This window comes from Halomonas sp. TG39a, assembly GCF_000744395.1.
In the GTDB taxonomy this organism is placed as follows: Bacteria; Pseudomonadota; Gammaproteobacteria; order Pseudomonadales; family Halomonadaceae; genus Vreelandella; species Vreelandella ventosae_B.
This window is the reverse complement of record NZ_JQLV01000001.1, coordinates 1,867,647-1,882,640: the sequence shown is the minus strand read 5'-3', so window position 1 is coordinate 1,882,640 and position 14,994 is coordinate 1,867,647. Positions and strand designations below refer to the sequence as shown.

At 54.4% G+C, this 14,994-nt stretch carries 13 protein-coding genes; 8 read left to right on the top strand and 5 right to left on the bottom strand.

Going from position 1 to position 14,994, the window contains the following annotated elements:
* Positions 1–63: 63 nt before the first annotated feature.
* Positions 64–762 carry a CoA transferase subunit A gene (locus tag U738_RS08285; protein ID WP_035579173.1) on the bottom strand — a complete coding sequence of 233 codons (699 nt, stop codon included), beginning with the start codon at positions 760–762 and terminating at the stop codon, positions 64–66.
* Positions 763–910: 148 nt separating this feature from the next.
* On the opposite strand from U738_RS08285, the gene U738_RS08280 reads away from it, so the two are divergent.
* The 3 genes from U738_RS08280 to U738_RS08270 all read left to right on the top strand — a co-directional run bounded on the left by U738_RS08280 (position 911) and on the right by U738_RS08270 (position 3,708).
* Positions 911–1,819, top strand: coding sequence for a LysR family transcriptional regulator (locus tag U738_RS08280; RefSeq protein WP_035579171.1), 909 nt, complete (start codon positions 911–913; stop codon positions 1,817–1,819).
* Between the two features lie 90 nt (positions 1,820–1,909).
* Positions 1,910–2,791 carry an acyltransferase gene (locus U738_RS08275; RefSeq protein ID WP_035579169.1) on the top strand — a complete coding sequence of 294 codons (882 nt, stop codon included), beginning with the start codon at positions 1,910–1,912 and terminating at the stop codon, positions 2,789–2,791.
* The gene (locus U738_RS08270) at positions 2,728–3,708 is read left to right on the top strand and encodes a LysM peptidoglycan-binding domain-containing protein (RefSeq protein WP_235208638.1); all 981 of its coding nucleotides are present in this window, start codon (positions 2,728–2,730) and stop codon (positions 3,706–3,708) included. Before U738_RS08275 ends, U738_RS08270 begins: the two co-directional genes overlap by 64 nt.
* Before the next feature lie 93 nt (positions 3,709–3,801).
* On the opposite strand, the gene gcvT is transcribed toward U738_RS08270, so the two are convergent.
* The gene (gene gcvT / locus U738_RS08265; RefSeq protein ID WP_035579167.1) at positions 3,802–4,914 is read right to left on the bottom strand and encodes a glycine cleavage system aminomethyltransferase GcvT; all 1,113 of its coding nucleotides are present in this window, start codon (positions 4,912–4,914) and stop codon (positions 3,802–3,804) included.
* Between the two features lie 138 nt (positions 4,915–5,052).
* Positions 5,053–6,462, bottom strand: coding sequence for an alanine/glycine:cation symporter family protein (locus U738_RS08260; RefSeq protein ID WP_035579164.1), 1,410 nt, complete (start codon positions 6,460–6,462; stop codon positions 5,053–5,055).
* Positions 6,463–6,853: 391 nt separating this feature from the next.
* Between U738_RS08260 and gcvH the strand changes: the two genes are divergently transcribed.
* Together gcvH and gcvP are read left to right on the top strand one after the other, a co-directional pair.
* A complete protein-coding gene (gene gcvH / locus U738_RS08255; RefSeq protein WP_035579161.1) occupies positions 6,854–7,243 on the top strand; it encodes a glycine cleavage system protein GcvH in 390 nt (129 codons plus the stop codon).
* Positions 7,244–7,330: 87 nt separating this feature from the next.
* A complete protein-coding gene (gene gcvP, locus U738_RS08250) occupies positions 7,331–10,225 on the top strand; it encodes an aminomethyl-transferring glycine dehydrogenase (protein WP_035579158.1) in 2,895 nt (964 codons plus the stop codon).
* 52 nt (positions 10,226–10,277) lie between these two features.
* On the opposite strand, the gene U738_RS08245 is transcribed toward gcvP, so the two are convergent.
* Positions 10,278–11,186 carry a LysR family transcriptional regulator gene (locus U738_RS08245; protein WP_035579155.1) on the bottom strand — a complete coding sequence of 303 codons (909 nt, stop codon included), beginning with the start codon at positions 11,184–11,186 and terminating at the stop codon, positions 10,278–10,280.
* A 175-nt stretch (positions 11,187–11,361) separates the two neighbouring features.
* On the opposite strand from U738_RS08245, the gene ppnN reads away from it, so the two are divergent.
* The 3 genes from ppnN to U738_RS08230 all read left to right on the top strand — a co-directional run bounded on the left by ppnN (position 11,362) and on the right by U738_RS08230 (position 13,895).
* Positions 11,362–12,744: a nucleotide 5'-monophosphate nucleosidase PpnN gene (gene ppnN / locus U738_RS08240; protein WP_035579152.1), complete on the top strand. Its 1,383-nt coding sequence runs from the start codon at positions 11,362–11,364 to the stop codon at positions 12,742–12,744.
* An 83-nt stretch (positions 12,745–12,827) separates the two neighbouring features.
* Positions 12,828–13,562 carry a sulfite exporter TauE/SafE family protein gene (locus U738_RS08235; protein WP_035579149.1) on the top strand — a complete coding sequence of 245 codons (735 nt, stop codon included), beginning with the start codon at positions 12,828–12,830 and terminating at the stop codon, positions 13,560–13,562.
* A gap of 132 nt (positions 13,563–13,694) precedes the next feature.
* Positions 13,695–13,895, top strand: a complete 201-nt coding sequence (locus U738_RS08230; protein ID WP_035579145.1) for a hypothetical protein — start codon at positions 13,695–13,697, stop codon at positions 13,893–13,895.
* Between the two features lie 131 nt (positions 13,896–14,026).
* Here U738_RS08230 and U738_RS08225 read toward each other — a convergent pair whose 3' ends face one another.
* Positions 14,027–14,818: a DUF6694 family lipoprotein gene (locus U738_RS08225; RefSeq protein WP_440870498.1), complete on the bottom strand. Its 792-nt coding sequence runs from the start codon at positions 14,816–14,818 to the stop codon at positions 14,027–14,029.
* Between the last annotated feature and the right edge of the window lie 176 nt (positions 14,819–14,994).

Sequence of the window (14,994 nt, the reverse complement as noted above, 5' to 3'; positions counted from 1 at the left end):
GGTGATTTCCTCTTACTAAATCGTTAAATGAGAAGCGAATGAGACGTTTGAAGCCGTGGTGCGTTAACTGCGCACCGTGCGTTTTTCAATCCGCTTTTCAAACGTGCCTTGAATAATCCGATCCACATAAATGCCTGGGGTATGGATCTGGCTAGGCTCAAGCTCACCCGGCTCAACGATTTCTTCAACTTCCACCACGGTGATTTTTCCCGCGGTGGCGGCCATGGGGTTAAAATTTTGGGCCGTATGGCGATACATCACATTGCCATAGCGATCCGCCTTCCAGCCTTTTACTATGGCGAAGTCACCGACAATGGCTTCCTCTAAAATACAGTGACGCCCGTTAAACTCGCGAACCTCTTTGCCGTCACCAATCGGCGTGCCGTAGCCAGTGGCGGTGTAAAAAGCGGGAATGCCCGCGCCGCCCGCGCGCATTTTTTCAGCTAGCGTACCTTGCGGCGTTAGCACCACCTCAATTTCATCGTTGAGCATCTGCTTCTCAAATAAGGCATTTTCACCTACATAAGAGGCCAGAATCTTACTGATTTGACGATCTTCAAGCAGTATCCCCAAGCCAAAGCCATCGACACCGCAGTTATTGGACACCACGGTGAGATCATTGACACCGCGGCGTTTGATTTCGGCAATCAGGTTTTCGGGAATACCGCAAAGACCGAAGCCACCAGCGATTACGGTCATACCGCTCTCGATGCCTTCCATTGCCTCTTCGTAGGAAGCTACACGCTTATCGAATCCTGCCATTGTGGTACCTCACATTGTTGTAGGTAATACGTGTTGTAGGTGATACGTGAACTGAATCTTACGATAGTGCCAGTGTTGTGCGAGATGATATATTTGTTAAGTTTGTTTTTCTTATCAATTTATTTTTAAAACTTATAAAAGGCACTTTATGACCGTCAAACAGCTACGCGCCTTTCTGGCGGTCGCCCAAACCCTCAGTTTTACCCAAGCCTGCGAGCGGCTGCACCTCTCTCAACCGGCACTCAGCCTGGCGATTAAGGGCCTGGAGGAGTCCCTGGGTGGCAAACTGCTGATTCGTAGCACCCGTAGCGTCAGATTAACCCCAGAAGGCGAGTCACTGCTACCGCTAGCCAAACATCTGCTGGCCCAGTGGGACAATACCGAGGAGCGTCTGCGCCAACGCTTCACCCTTCAATTAGGGCGACTCAGCGTCGCGGCGATGCCCGCGTTTGCCTGCAACCTGCTCCCTGCAGCGCTGGTTAAATTTCGCCAGCAGTATCCCAAGATCAACATTACCGTTCACGATGTGATCAATGAGGAGGTCACCGCCATGGTGCGCTCCCGTCAGGTCGAAATGGGGATCGCTTTTTCACCCGAAGGTACTGGCAGCCTGCTGTTTACGCCGCTATTTGAGGATCATTTTGTGGCCGTTGTGCCGCCTGGATCTGGGTTAATCCAGGCCACCCAGCTCGACTGGACGACCCTGCTCAACCACGATTTCATTACCCTGCAGCGCCCCTCTATGGTGCGGCGTTTACTGGAGCAGGAGCTGGGTAAGCAGCAGATGGAGCTAACGGTGGCCTTTGAGAGCCACCAGCTCTCCACCGTGGGTAGGATGGTGGCCGACGGCCTGGGCGTCAGCGCGGTACCTTCCATGTGTATTCGCCAAATGCACGAACTGGGCGCCCGCTGCATACCACTAACGGCGCCCGCCATTTCCTGCCGAGTCGGCATTTTGACCCACCAAGAACTTTCCGTCGCCGCACATGCACTACGCACCGTACTGCTTGATACCGTTCAAGCGCCCTCGCTCTCGACTAGTTTCATACTAAGTTGATGAGATACACAGGGTTTCTGCTGGGCAGCGTGGCTAGGATCATTTAGCATTCAGTATTACGCTATGGGTCTGACGGTAAGGAAACACGGTATGCCTATTTTAAAGGGGCTAGTTAGCGCACTGCTGCTAACGCTCAACACGCTGTTCTGGGGCGTACCTCTCATTCTCCTGACGCTACTTAAAGTCATTGCCCCAGGGCAACGGCTGAAACAGTTCGTGCTGCAGGGGCTGAATGGCGTCGCGCTGAACTGGATAGGGGTAAACCTATGGTGGATGCGCCACTGGCTGAAGCCAGTGCTCCACGCCAGCGTACCCGACCACTTGAGCCCGCAGCAGTGGTGGCTGGTAATCTCCAACCATCGCAGCTGGACCGATATTTTTATGCTACTAATGGCGCTGCATCGGCGCATCCCTATGCCACGCTTTTTCCTAAAGCGTCAATTAATCTGGATTCCCATTGTGGGGCTGGCTTTTTGGGCACTAGAGTTTCCCTTTATGCGCCGCTTTAGCCGCGAGCAAATCGCTAAAAATCCTAAACTGGCCAGCATTGATCGTGCCGCTACTGAACGGATGTGTCAGCAGGCGCGCCTTTCGCCCATTGCGATTTTTAATTTTGTCGAGGGCACCCGCTTCTCAGTTGCCAAGCGCGACGCCCAGCAAAGCCCCTACCGCCACTTACTTCGCCCCAAGGCGGGCGGCGTTGCCCAGGTACTTAGTCTGCTAGGGAACCAATTGGATGGTATCCTGGATGTGACGATCAGCTACGCCAACCCCTCGCCGACATTTTGGGGTTTTTTGTGCGGCAAGGAAGCGCCCGTTACGTTGCAGGCACGGCAACTCAGCATTCCTGAGTGGATGTACGCACCAGATAACCACGAAGAAAAGCAGCATAAGGAACGCTTCCACACATGGATCAATTCACTCTGGTTGGAAAAAGATGGCATGCTGGACAGCCGCACCGATCACGACTAACCGGCTGGCTAACGGCCTGGTTGTTAGCGGGATTACTGACCGGCTGCGCCAGTGCTCCTCCATCGTCATCCCAACGAGCGGCATCCCCAAGCGCCAGCCAGATTAGTGGCGATTGGGTACAGGTACAGCGTGGTGACACGCTGGGTAAGCTGGCGGCTCGGGCTAACGTGCCACTGGAACGCTTGGAGCGCTTTAACCCAGGTGCCGATACGCGGCGCCTGGAAATTGGGCAACGTCTATTAATTCCTACCCAGCAGGAGCGGGCACCTTCAGGTGGCCCCTACCGCTATCAAATCCGTCCTGGTGATACGTTCTCGAGCATCGCCCGACATTTTGGCACTACCAGTGGCCGCATTCAGAGCGCCAATCCTAGCGCCTCGCCCACTAGCTTGAGAATCGGTCAAGTGGTCAGCCTGCCTCTTGGCGGTTCTGCGCCGCGCAGCTCATCGCAACGGCAGGCGGCGAGTAGCAGTGGTTCATCAAGCGCTAACAAGCCCGCCGCCGCGCCCACCAGTAGTGCGCCCAGCCAGGCACTGCCCTCTTCCGCCAGGCGCTGGCCCTGGCCGCTGGATGATTATCGCGTGGTTCGCCGCTTTGGACCGGACAGCCGGGGCACTCTGCAACCCATGCTGCTGGCTACTCAAGCCGGTGCTCAGGCTAAATCCGTCGCCCCCGGCGAGGTACGCTTTGCCGATGGCATGCGCCAGTTAGGTGAAGTGGTGATTGTGCATCATGCCGATAACTTACAGACCGTATACGCCCTTTGCGAGCGCATTTTGGTCGAGGTAGGCAAGCAGGTGAGCGCAGGAGATCCGCTGTGCGAGGTAGGTCAAAGCAGTTCCACACAACGCTATGATCTACTCTTTGACCTACGCCAAGGCGGTAAACCCATCGATCCCAAACAGGTACTGCGCTAAAACACTCGGTTGATAACGCTGTCCTTCGTAATGCTGTACTTTATATAACAGCGGCCCTAGCTATGCGGGGGCCGCAGGTATAGGGACACGCTTCTAGCCGCGATAGTAGCCAGGTTTTACAAATGGCATGGGGGTTACCACCATGGGTAACTGCTTACCGCGCACTACCGCGGACACAGCACTTTGCGGCGTTTCCAGTTCACGACTGACATAGCCCATCGCCACTGGTTTGCCGACACTGGGGCCAAAACTGCCGGAGGTCACAATCCCAATCTCATTGCCTGCTTCATCTACCAGGGGTGCACCCTCGCGGACCGGCGCTCGGCCTTCAGCTAATAGCCCAACACGCTTGCGGGTGTGATCTTTGGCATCGACCTGATGAAGAATCACGTCAGCGCCTGGAAAACCTCCTGGCCGATCACCGTCGCGGCGACGCGGCTTGCCTATCGCCCAGATCAACCCCGCTTCGACTGGCGTGGTTTGCTCATCCATATCGTGGCCGTAGAGGCATAAACCGGCCTCTAGCCGCAACGAGTCCCGCGCGCCCAGGCCAATGGCCTCTACTTCGGGCTCGGCTAGCAGCTGCTCGGCGAAGGCTTCACAGCCATCGGCGGCGACTGAAATCTCAAAACCATCTTCACCGGTATAGCCACTGCGGCTCACCCACACTTCCTGCCCAGCAATGGTAAAGCGGCCATGCTGCATAAACACCAGCTCGCAGGCTGCAGGGCAAAGCCGTTGCATCACCTCACGCGCCTGAGGCCCCTGCAGCGCCAGCAAGCCGCGATCTAGCGGCTCAATCGTGTGGCTTGATGCCAAATTAAGACGCAGGTGCGCCAAATCCTGATCTTTGCAGGCGGCGTTCACCACCAAATAGAAGTGATCGCCTGCGTTGACCACCATCAGGTCGTCAATGATGCCACCTTCGGAATTGGTGAAAAGCCCGTAACGCTGGGCGCCCTTTTCAAGCCCCACTAAATCAGCGGGTATCAGGGTTTCTAGGGCTTCGGCCGTGTTGTCACCGGAAACGCTAATCTGCCCCATATGGGAGACATCAAACAGGCCGCACTTTTGACGGGTGTGCTCGTGCTCTTTTTTGACCCCCAGCGGATACTGAACCGGCATATCGTAGCCTGCAAAAGGGACCATTTTGGCGCCCAGCTTAAGGTGCAGCGCGTGCAGCGGCGTTTGCTTTAATTCGGACATGGGGGGCTTTCCTCACTTAAAATTGCTGACTTAAAAACTGTTCGTTCAAAAATAAGACGGGAAGCCACCTGATTAGTGCCTTCCCGACTCTACTGTTATTCACGTCCACCTATAGCGCCGATTAACGCGCTGCGGTATTTATTGATCGTGATCCAGCTCTTCACCCGGCAATACGTCTTTGCCGTCGAAATAGTCCTTGGTTAGCTTAAAGACTACCGGCGAAAGCAGTGCCAAGGCAATCAGGTTAGGGATCGCCATCATGGCATTGAAGGTATCCGCCATCAGCCAGATAAAGCCCAGTTGCGCGATAGCGCCCAATGGGATAGCCAGCACGAACAGCACCCGATAGATCATAATTGAGCGGGTGCCAAACAGGAACTGGCAGCACTTCTCACCGTAAAATGACCAGCCCAGGATGGTGGTAAAGGCAAAAATGGCTAACGCAACCGCCACGATCTGATTACCAAAACCTGGCAGCGCTGCATCGAACGAGAGCGCGGTGAGCGACGCCCCGGCTTCGCCTTCGATCCATACCGTGGAGGTCAAAATCACCAGTGCGGTAATCGTGCACACAACGATGGTATCGATAAAGGTACCCAGCATCGCGATCAAGCCCTGACGCACCGGGTTTTTGGTTTTGGCCGCCGCGTGAGCGATAGGCGCGCTACCCAAACCCGCCTCATTAGAGAAGATACCGCGTGCTACACCAAAACGAATCGCCGCCATAACCGCTGCCCCGGCAAAACCACCGGCTGCCGCCATGGGGTTAAAGGCGTAGTAGAAGATTAAGCCAAAGGCCTCACCGATCTGCCCGGCATTGATGATCAAGACCAGCAGGCCAGCCACTACATAGGCAATGCCCATAATAGGCACCAGCTTACCCGCCACTTTAGCGATGCGCTTGATGCCGCCCAGAATCACCGCGCCCGCCAACACCATAATGATCACGCCCGTTAGCCAGTGCGGCACACCGAAGGTGGCGTCCATGGCATCAGCAACGGAATTGGACTGGACGGTATTACCAATGCCGAACGCTGCCACGGCACCAAAGAAAGCGAATAATCCGCCCAACCATAGCCATTTTTTACCCAGGCCATTTTTGATGTAGAACATCGGCCCGCCCACGTGGAAACCGGTGCTATCAGTTTCACGGTAACGTACCGCCAGCACCGCTTCGGCAAATTTTGTTGCCATCCCCACCAGCGCGGTAATCCACATCCAAAACACAGCGCCAGGGCCACCTAACGCAATGGCCGTGGCGACACCGGCAATATTACCGGTGCCGATGGTCGCCGAGAGTGCGGTCATCAAAGCATCAAAGGGGGATATTTCCCCTTCGTCACCCTCTTTAGCCGGCGCCGCTTTACCCACACCCGGCTTAGCATCACGTCCCGCCCACATTAGCTTGAAACCCATGCCGAGCTTTCTAATCGGCATCAGTTTCAAGCCAAGCTGCAGGTAAATCCCCACACCGAGCAGCAGAACCAACATGACGGGCCCCCAGACCACGCCGTTGATCGCCCCCAAGAGGCTAGTTAATGCTTCCATGTCCATCTCCTCACTTTGTTGGTATGCAATATTGGTGTGTATTATTGGCTTGTTGCGATTACGGGCTAGCCCTAACGTCGCTATTGTTGGTTAGCGCACGATTTGAATGTTTTACACCATAAACTTAGCAAGCATCTAGGGTGATGTCGCTTGTGCATAGAGGATACCGCTTTTTTCATAACCCATTTGCTGCGCAAAAGCACCTCAACAGATTACGCTGTGGTGCAAGCCATGGCGTCCCAAAAGAAGCAACGGAGAAATTTGTTTCCGATTGGAAACACGTTAACATGCTTGCTTATTCGCTTGGCCAGCACCAGTGACTAGTCGCCAAGGCGATCGACAACCGCTAGTATGCTCGAGTCCAGAAAACTGTTTCATATAGGAAAACATCATGAGCAATCTTCCTGCCAATCTTCGTTACGCTGAAAGCCACGAGTGGGTGCTTGATAATCAAGACGGCACCGTTACCGTGGGCATTACTGATCACGCCCAGCAGGCGCTAGGTGATGTTGTGTTTGTAGAGCTGCCCGAAGTGGGTACCGCGCTGAGCAAAGGTCAAGAGTTTGGCGTTATCGAATCGGTCAAAGCCGCCTCTGATCTCTACTCGCCAGTGGTGGGCGAAGTCGTCGAAGTCAATGAAGCCCTTGAAGACGCCCCTGAAACAGTCAATGAAGCGCCTTACGAAGGTGGTTGGATCATGAAAGTGCGCTTAGAAGGCGACGCCCTTGATGGCCTGCTAGACGCAGACGCCTATCAAGCAACGCTAAGCGCCGACGAGTAAGTTTTGCATTCTTGAGCCTGCCCTTAACGGCAGGCTTTGCGCTGTTTGCTCCTGCACGGTTCTCTCTTAACGTCCGGAATCTTCTTCATGTCTTTTGAAACACGCCGTCTGGCCGAGCTGGCCGATCACGATGCTTTTATCAAACGTCATAATGGTCCAAGTCAAGATGACGTGGCCACCATGTTAAAAGCGCTCAACATGCAGCACATGGAAGATCTGATAGAACAGACCGTGCCGAGCGATATCCGCCTTAACCGCGAGCTAGCGCTCGATGAGCCACGTAGCGAAGCCGAGGCACTTGATTACTTGGCGCAGCTAGCGCGGCAAAACCGGGTAGCCAAAAGTTATATTGGTCAGGGCTACTATGGCACCCATATGCCCGCGGTGATTCAGCGTAACGTGCTGGAAAATCCAGGCTGGTATACGGCTTATACGCCTTACCAACCGGAGATTTCGCAAGGCCGCTTAGAAGGCCTGCTGAACTTTCAGCAGGTAGTGATGGATCTAACCGGCATGGAGCTGGCAAACGCTTCACTGCTCGACGAAGCCACCGCTGCCGCCGAAGCCATGGCCCTGTGCAAGCGTGGCAATAAAAAAAGTAAATCCAACGCTTTCTTCGTCGCCGACGACGTTTTCCCGCAAACCCTAGACGTGGTTAAAACCCGCGCCGAGTTTTTTGGTTTTGAGCTAATCACCGGCCCGGCTGAAGAGTTGGCGAAGCACGATGTATTTGGGGCACTTGTCCAGTACCCCTCTGCCAGTGGTGAAGTGCGCGAGCTGGCACCGCTATTAAGCGCCGCGGCTGAACGCAATATCATGACCTGTGTGGCCAGCGATCTTTTAAGCCTGGTGCTGCTTAAAGAACCCGGCAAACTGGGCGCTGACATTGTCGTCGGCAACTCCCAACGCTTTGGTGTACCCATGGGCTTTGGCGGCCCCCATGCGGCGTTCTTTGCGACTTCCGACAAGCTCAAGCGTTCGATTCCTGGGCGTATCATCGGCGTATCAAAAGATAGCCGCGGCAATACCGCCCTGCGCATGGCAATGCAGACTCGCGAGCAGCATATCCGCCGCGAAAAAGCGACCTCCAACATCTGTACTGCCCAGGCGCTGCTGGCCAATATCGCAGGCTTCTACGCTACTTATCACGGCGCTGAAGGGCTGCGCAAAATTGCCGGTCGCGTTCACCGCCTAGCCACGCTGCTTGCCGAGGGCCTTAAGCAGGCAGGCGTAACGCTCGCCCATGACAGCTGGTTTGATACGCTGCGCTTGACCGGCGTTGACGCAGGCAAGATTCATGGCCGCGCCATGACCCACGATATTAACCTGCACTACTTCGCCAATGGCGATGTGGGCATCAGCCTGGATGAAACCACCACCGCCCACGATGTGGCAGCGCTGTTTGACGTTCTACTGGGCGATGAGCACGGCCTTTCCATCGCAGTGCTGGACGAGCAGGTAGTGGCTGACGGCGCTTTAGGCATTCCCGCTGCCTGCCAGCGCGAAAGCGACTTTTTGAGCCACCCTACCTTTAACCGCTACCGCAGCGAAACCGAAATGCTGCGCTACTTAAAGCGTCTGGAAAATAAGGATCTGTCGCTTGCCCATGCGATGATCCCGCTTGGCTCCTGCACCATGAAGCTTAACGCCACCAGCGAAATGATCCCGGTCTCCTGGCCTTCGTTTGCGCATCTGCACCCCTTCGCGCCCCGCGACCAGGTTGCTGGCTATCAGCAAATGATCGACGAGCTCTCGGCCTTCCTGGTCGAAGTCACCGGCTATGATCATCTCTCGATGCAGCCCAACTCCGGCGCTCAGGGGGAATACGCTGGCCTAGTAGCGATTCGTCGCTACCAGGCGGCCCAGGGTGAAGGCCATCGCGATGTCTGTTTGATTCCCAGTTCCGCCCACGGCACCAATCCAGCCTCGGCGGCGATGGTTCAGATGAAGGTGGTGGTGGTCGAGTGCGACCAAAACGGCAATATCGATATGGCAGATCTGCGCGCTAAAGCCGAGCAACATCGCGATCAGCTCTCAGCCATCATGCTGACCTACCCGTCCACACACGGCGTGTTTGAAACCAGTGTGCGCGAAGCATGCAAGGTCGTTCACGACAACGGTGGCCAGGTGTATATCGATGGCGCCAACATGAACGCTCAGGTCGGCTTGACCCGCCCCGGCGATTTTGGCGGCGATGTATCTCACCTTAACCTGCATAAAACGTTCTGTATTCCCCACGGTGGCGGTGGCCCAGGCATGGGGCCTATCGGCGTTAAAGCGCACCTCGCGCCTTATGTGTCTAATCATGTGGTGACACCGATCAACGGCGTTAACGCTGATAGCGGCGCAGTGTCCGCGGCAGCGTTTGGCAGTGCCTCAATCCTACCCATCTCCTGGGCCTACATTAAGATGATGGGCGCGCGGGGGCTGCGTGAAGCCACCGAACTTGCCATCCTGAATGCCAACTACATTGCCAAGCGACTGGAAGCATCATTCCCGATTCTTTACCGCGGCCAGAACGGCACCGTCGCCCACGAATGCATTATCGATATTCGTCCGCTCAAAGCGGCCTCTGGGATTAGTGAGGAGGATATTGCCAAACGCCTGATGGATTACGGCTTCCACGCGCCGACCATGTCGTTCCCGGTGCCGGGCACGCTAATGATCGAACCAACCGAGTCGGAGTCGCTGTATGAAATTGATCGCTTCTGCGATGCGATGATTGCTATCCGGGCAGAGATCGCCCGAGTGGAGAGCGGTGAATGGCCGCTGGACAATAACCCGCTGGTCAATGCGCCGCACACCCAGGCGGATCTAATGGATAACGACTGGCCGCGGCCTTATGACCGTCAGTTAGCCGCTTTCCCGACCGCAGCTGTCCAGGCCGCTAAGTACTGGCCAGCCGTTAACCGTGTCGATAACGTCTTTGGCGACCGCCAACTGATCTGCTCTTGCCCGAGCATCGATGAATATCGCGACTGATCAGCAGGCCGTAAAGCAGTAACGTCTGAGAAAATATAAACGCCTCTGGAACCTAACTATTCGATGGTACTGGGGGCGTTTTTTCTTGCAGGCGCTGAGCGTAAAAACCATCTAGCAACTTCTCGTAGCGCTTAGGCAGCACCGAGTCGCGGCGGCGCAACAAATAAAGCACTTCATTGACCGCGTTAGGCAGGTTCAGCGCTTTGACCTGACGCTGCCAGGGCGAGGTCTCCAATACCAGCCGCGAGACCACGGTAAACCCCAACCCCCTTGCCACCGCATCCAGCACCATACTGACTTCATTGGTAAAGCCTTGATGTCGGAAATGCGTCATTGAGCGAAACTCGTCGGGGTAATTCGCGCGCAGCAGCGCATTGGCGTGGTTAATCCCGTCGTAATAATTGAGAAAACCAATACCCATTAAATCGGACAGCGTGTTACCCGCAAAATCAGCTGGCACCACGAGGCAGAGAGGCTCTTGGTGCCAGATTGTGCAATCAAGCTCGGGGTGGCGCATTGCCTCGGTGACTATACCGATGTCATAGCGCCCTTCGAGCAGGTCATTGACGATTTCGTGATTAAACGCAAAGCTATAGTTAACCGTTAGATTAGGGTGCATTTGCTGCTGCCCCAATATATACGGATAAAACATCAGGCCAACGCTGCCTGGTGAGGCAATACGGCAGTCACCGCTATCCAAAGAGTCATCGTCTAGTCCGTGACGGAACTGCTCATGTTCAGCAAATAGTTTTAAGGCGTAATCGTAAGCACGCCGCCCCGATTCGGTTAACGTAAAGCTACGCCCCTTACGCTCTAGCAACTCTTTATTTAAATACCCTTCCAACTTACGAACATGCTGGCTGACGCCCGGCTGGGTCATTTCTAACCGCTGAGCTGTGCGGGTAAAACTGCCTGTTTCAACAAGCGTAATAAAGGTACGAAAATAGTGGGCATTAAACATAATGAAGCGCCATGGTCTTGGGTAACGGTCTTTAACGGTTAACTCTCTACTGCCGCCGCCCTTGAAAATATGCCTCATAATAGCACAGCCGAGGAGGCCAGCCGCTGCGCTGTACCCGCCGCGTGGTCATGGTAGTATGCAAGAAGACATCACACGATTAGGGACAGCCCCGCTAATGACCGAAAACGTTCAACCTCGCGCCACCCTCTCCAGCATCATTTCTCCCGAAGGAAGCCTCGAAGTACTCTCTCAGCATGAAGTTAATCGGCTGCACAAAACTTCTCAAAGCGGCCTACACGATCTGCTTCGGCGCTGCGCGTTGGCAGTACTTAATTGCGGTAATCCCAGCGATGATAGCCTGGCGATTTTAGAAGCCTATAAAGATTTTGATATTGAAGTGCTACAGCAAGACCGGGGTATTCGCTTAAAACTAACCAACGCGCCCGCCGAAGCCTTTGTTGATGGCCGTATGATTCGCGGTATTCGTGAGCATCTGTCCTCGATCATTCGCGATATTGTTTACGTCTACAATGAGATTCAACACCACAATCGTTTTGACCTTAGCACGGGCGAAGGTACCACCAATGCGGTTTTCCACATTCTGCGCAAAGCGGGCACGCTAAAACCTGGCCGCGATCCTAGCCTGGTGGTGTGTTGGGGCGGTCACTCTATTTCCCGGGAAGAGTACGAATATACCAAAGATGTGGGTTACCACTTAGGCCTACGCGATTTGGACATTTGTACCGGCTGTGGACCTGGCGCAATGAAAGGCCCCATGAAAGGCGCTAACGTTGCCCATGCTAAGCAGCGGCGCAAGGAAGGCCGCTATTTAGGTATTTCAGAGCCCGGCATTATCGCTGCCGAAGCGCCCAATCCCATCGTCAATGAACTGGTGGTGATGCCAGATATTGAAAAGCGGCTAGAAGCCTTTGTGCGCCTAGGCCATGGGATTATCGTGTTCCCCGGTGGAGTCGGCACTGCGGAAGAGATTCTCTATTTACTGGGCATTCTGCTCCACCCCAGCAACAAGGATATTCCCTTCCCGTTAATCTTCACCGGCCCCGCCAATTCTGCGGCCTACTTTCAGAAAATTGATGAGTTCCTGGTCTATACCCTGGGTGAAGACATTCGCCGCTACTACACCATTATTACTGGCGACCCGGTCGCGGTAGCGCGCGCCATGCGTCACGGTATCGATGAAATCGCTGAATTCCGGCGCACCCATCAGGATGCCTTCTACTACAACTGGCGATTGACCATTGCGCGTGACTTTCAGGCCACCTTTGAGCCGACGCACGAAGCTATGCGCGCCTTGGCCCTGCACCGCCAGCAGCCCACCCACGAGCTCGCCGCCAATCTGCGCCGCGCTTTCTCGGGAATTGTAGCGGGCAACGTCAAAGAGCCCGGTATTCGTGCCATCGAAGCTCATGGTCCCTTTCTACTGACCGCCGAACCCGAATTGATGCAACGCCTGGATGAGCTACTGACCTCTTTCGTGGCCCAAGGCCGGATGAAGCTTGATGGTCAGCACTATACGCCTTGCTACGTACTCAACTAACGGCGCTAAATCCTGAATAAACAATACGCACAGCTGCCATTAGAATGGCGGCTGTGCGCTAAAGGTGGGCCGAGTAGTCTTTTATGCTATCGATTGCATTTATAGCCCTGCTAGTTGCAGGCATCGTCAAAGGGGCCATCGGCTCAGGCGTGCCAGTGATTGTCGTGCCCGTTCTCACCATGCTGTACGACGTTCAACTCGCAATCGCCCTACTAGTCGCGCCTAACCTATTTAGCAATGCCTTACAGGTATGGCAATATCGACGCCACTTATTGCCCCTGCGTTTTTTAGCGGCTTTCTCTATTGCAGGCGGGCTAGGCATTGTTCTGGGCACCTGGGGATTAATCGTTTTATCTCCCGATATACTATCACTGGGTGTCGCGGGTGTGATCGTGCTTTACCTGATCATCAAAGTCATGAAACGTCGCATCGCCCTGCCTTTTAATATCGCTGCGCGCCTAGTGATTCCCATTGGGCTACTCGCTGGCGTACTTCAAGGTGCGGCAGGCATGTCAGCGCCCGCTTCGGTTACGTTTCTCAATGCGATGCAGTTAAAACGTAACGTATTTATTGGTTCAATCTCGGTTTTCTTCGTCGCCATTACCATCGTTCAAATACCGGCGCTTTTAAACGCAGGTATTTTAACCCTAGAACGCTTCCTTTTTAGTATCCTGGCCCTGGTAATCATACTTGCCGCCATGCCACTCGGCGCTCGCCTGGGCAATCGGCTGCCCCACTACTGGTTCGATAATTTGGTTATGCTGCTGCTAGCGAGTATCGCCGGTAAGATTTTTATCGATGCGCTGATAGCCGCCTAACCCCACGGAAAGCCTTCTCTACCTTTTTCTCACGACAGCTAAACAGTGCAGGGAACCAAGTCAGGTAAAAGTGGCCAGAATAGCTACACTTATCAGGCAACACCTCACTATTGACCTTGAAAGGAACTCAATATGTCGATGATTAACCAGTTAAAAGATGTAAAAACCAAAGATTTCGCCAAGCACTGCTATGAAAGCAGCAGCGTCGATAAACTGCGCGAGGCGTCGGAAGGCAGCGCCGATCAGGCAGAAATGGAGCACTGGGGGCTAACCGAAGGGCAGTGGGAAGAGGCAGTTGTTGCCGCTCTCGCCGACCATGAAGCCAAAGAGTAGGTAACACCGCGGCTTTGTAACAAAGCTAATTAACAAAACTATTTAAAGACCACCTTAACAATATCTATGCATGCGCCCTATCGGACAACCGATGGGGCGCTTTGTTTGGCATCGTTTACTTCGCACGATGCTTACTCCACACCCGACAGCGCAACGCCGCCATACTCCTCCCGCAATCGTTCAAGCTTGGCCATTTCACGCTCTGTTAGCTCAGGGGAGCTCCATAGAAGCTGCTCATCACCCCCCTTCAGCCCTTCCAGGGTTACTGTCAGTTCTGCATCAGTGGGTATTTGGGCATTTCCCCAGGGGCCAAATCGGTTGGGTGCCAAGCTCCACTCCAGCGTTTCCCCCGGCTCAATGCCACTAGGAACAACGTAGTAGAAAGACTCATCAACCCAAGGCACCGAGCGGTCAGAGCTAGTCACAACGCCCCTCAACAGCAGCTCAGCAATAGCCTGATCCGTGCCATTGGTCACTTCAAGATCAATCACTGGCTCTGGGGCGCCATAGGGGCTTGCGCCGATGTAATAGCGAGCACTATCAATGGTGAACCGCGCTAGCTGCTGCTGATCACTGGCGGCTTGTGCTTGCTTCTCTTCCAGACGCCTTAAAGTACGAATCGCCTGCTCGCGCTCGCGCGCACGGCGTTCGCGCAGGATCTGATCGGCACGCTGGATCACCTGATCCCCCGTTAACCCGTGCATTTGCGCATTGGCTGTTTCGGCAATCTCAGCAGCATTCATGCGGTGAGGGTTGAGAATATCGATACCACTAAACGACGTTGACGTGGCGATGATGATCAATCCTTGATCAAACTCATCGCGCTTGTAGGAAGGCAACGAGTTACGCACTTCTTCAACAGAGACAACCGACGCAGGCATGGAGCTAGTATCAATTTTGGGATCTGAGCAACCAGCTATCATGAGTACTGATAGTGATATAGCAGACAGCCTTAGCAGGCTCCTCATACAATCACCTCAAAGCAGGCAAATAAAAATTGCTGAGGAGCTTAACGGAAAGCGCTATTAACCACTACCCCCTTCGACCCCAACCGTTTGTTGAGCATTTTCGATTACTCTCTCAAGCCCGTTATATTTGG

Coding starts and splice junctions, on each gene's coding strand:
- U738_RS08285 (WP_035579173.1), bottom strand. CDS start 762: ATGGCAGGATTCGATAAGCGTGTAGCTTCCTACGAAGAGGCAATGGAA.
- U738_RS08280 (WP_035579171.1), top strand. CDS start 911: ATGACCGTCAAACAGCTACGCGCCTTTCTGGCGGTCGCCCAAACCCTC.
- U738_RS08275 (WP_035579169.1), top strand. CDS start 1,910: ATGCCTATTTTAAAGGGGCTAGTTAGCGCACTGCTGCTAACGCTCAAC.
- U738_RS08270 (WP_235208638.1), top strand. CDS start 2,728: ATGGATCAATTCACTCTGGTTGGAAAAAGATGGCATGCTGGACAGCCG.
- gcvT (WP_035579167.1), bottom strand. CDS start 4,914: ATGTCCGAATTAAAGCAAACGCCGCTGCACGCGCTGCACCTTAAGCTG.
- U738_RS08260 (WP_035579164.1), bottom strand. CDS start 6,462: ATGGAAGCATTAACTAGCCTCTTGGGGGCGATCAACGGCGTGGTCTGG.
- gcvH (WP_035579161.1), top strand. CDS start 6,854: ATGAGCAATCTTCCTGCCAATCTTCGTTACGCTGAAAGCCACGAGTGG.
- gcvP (WP_035579158.1), top strand. CDS start 7,331: ATGTCTTTTGAAACACGCCGTCTGGCCGAGCTGGCCGATCACGATGCT.
- U738_RS08245 (WP_035579155.1), bottom strand. CDS start 11,186: ATGTTTAATGCCCACTATTTTCGTACCTTTATTACGCTTGTTGAAACA.
- ppnN (WP_035579152.1), top strand. CDS start 11,362: ATGACCGAAAACGTTCAACCTCGCGCCACCCTCTCCAGCATCATTTCT.
- U738_RS08235 (WP_035579149.1), top strand. CDS start 12,828: ATGCTATCGATTGCATTTATAGCCCTGCTAGTTGCAGGCATCGTCAAA.
- U738_RS08230 (WP_035579145.1), top strand. CDS start 13,695: ATGTCGATGATTAACCAGTTAAAAGATGTAAAAACCAAAGATTTCGCC.
- U738_RS08225 (WP_440870498.1), bottom strand. CDS start 14,818: ATGATAGCTGGTTGCTCAGATCCCAAAATTGATACTAGCTCCATGCCT.